Raw genomic sequence first — 1,554 nt, forward strand, 5'->3', positions numbered from 1 at the left:
CGTTTAAATTAGCCTTGATTGGAACGATCGTAAGGCCGATTCTATCGCCCTGTTGGTTTATCTGAACATGACTACAAGAAAGTCGGCGAAGCAGATTTCGTTATTGTCTGCCCCTTCGGTATCTATGTGCTTGAAGTCAAAGGTGGCAGGGTAAGTTGTCAGCAGGGTCGTTGGAATACCACTGGGCGCTACCAACATACCGCCATTCAGGACCCTTTTGAGCAGGCAAAATCGGCCATGTATGCCTTAAAGCACTCACTGGACACTCGAGGCATCCACTTAAAAAGCAACCTTTACGGCTTTGCCGTTGTTTTTCCCGACGTAAACTGGAATGTCACCAGTACCGAGTGGTCATTCAATTATCTGTGCGACAAACGTAAACTACGCAATTTTGAGACCTGGTTAATGGGCATGATTTCCCACTGGAGAAGCAAGGGTGCTGACTCCGCCCATTTACTAAACCCTTCAGAGCTGGAACAGATCAAACAGTTGTTAAGGCCAGACTTTGATTTGGTTCCACGACTTTACTCTGAACAACATTCAACAGCACCTGATACCATTGCACTCACTACTGAGCAGTATCATTGCCTTGATATTTTAGAAGCCAACCCAAGAGTACTCTGTTCCGGAAGTGCTGGCACTGGTAAAACATTACTGGCAGTTGAGCTGGCAAGCAGGCTTGTCGATCAGGGAAAAAAAGCATTATTTCTCTGCAAGTCCCCTTGGTTAAGAAGTTATTTATCAACGCAAATTAGTGAATACAGCCTGACTTTATCGACACTTGATAGTCTAAAGGTCGATATGAAGAGAAAAGTCATCAGCCAGTACGATACCCTCGTCGTAGACGAAGGGCAGGATATTTTCAATAAAGAAGCCATGGCACTTATCGATCCAATTTTGATACATGGCTTAACTCATGGTGAGTGGTATATTTTCCATGACATCAACAACCAATCAAACCTCTTCGGTGAACCGGATCAGAACATTCTTCATCAGTTAAGATCATACCGGCCAGCAGAAATACCACTCACGATTAATTGCCGTAACACCCGGAATATTGTTCAGGAGATCCAGTCTGAACTCAGCATAACTACCGTGAAAAAATGTATAGCATCAGGCTCTGAGGTACGGAATTTTTTTTCAACCAGCCAGAAAGCACCCAACGTTCTCTCGAATTTGCTAGACACCCTTTTTGATGAAGGAGTTCCTGCATCATCAATAACGCTTTTGTCACCACTTTCATTTCAACAATCACTGGCAGCGCACCCTGCAATCATTCAAAAACACAAAATCACCCCGCTGGATGAGTATGCTGTCAGATACCTTCCAAATCAAAATATGACCTTTGCAGAAATCAAACATTTCAAAGGAATTGAAAATCAAGTAATCATCATAATTGATATGGCACACCCCAAAAAAATATCCGATAAACCCAAATTCTCTGAATATTATGTAGCCATGAGCAGAGCACGGGAGCTTTTATGTGCTATTTGGCTATAACTGGAACCTGAATCCGTAAGGTTTTGATTGCACCGGAAGAATTTTACCAATTTA

Annotated in this window: 1 protein-coding gene and 1 pseudogene; both read left to right on the forward strand. The window is 42.9% G+C overall.

Going from position 1 to position 1,554, the window contains the following annotated elements; all coding sequences use genetic code 11:
* Positions 1 to 90: 90 nt before the first annotated feature.
* Positions 91 to 261 (forward strand): annotated as a pseudogene (locus KDK14_RS21800) (nuclease-related domain-containing protein); the annotation flags it as partial.
* A gap of 150 nt (positions 262 to 411) precedes the next feature.
* On the forward strand, positions 412 to 1,500 hold the full coding sequence (locus KDK14_RS14455) for a DNA/RNA helicase domain-containing protein (RefSeq protein WP_257265877.1): 1,089 nt from the start codon (positions 412 to 414) through the stop codon (positions 1,498 to 1,500).
* Positions 1,501 to 1,554 lie beyond the last annotated feature (54 nt).

This window comes from Endozoicomonas sp. ONNA2 (genome assembly GCF_024606365.1).
Taxonomy (GTDB): Bacteria; Pseudomonadota; Gammaproteobacteria; order Pseudomonadales; family Endozoicomonadaceae; genus Endozoicomonas.

Excerpts from the sequence above, each read along its gene's own strand:
- KDK14_RS14455 (WP_257265877.1), top strand. The coding sequence starts at position 412 with ATGATTTCCCACTGGAGAAGCAAGGGTGCTGACTCCGCCCATTTACTA.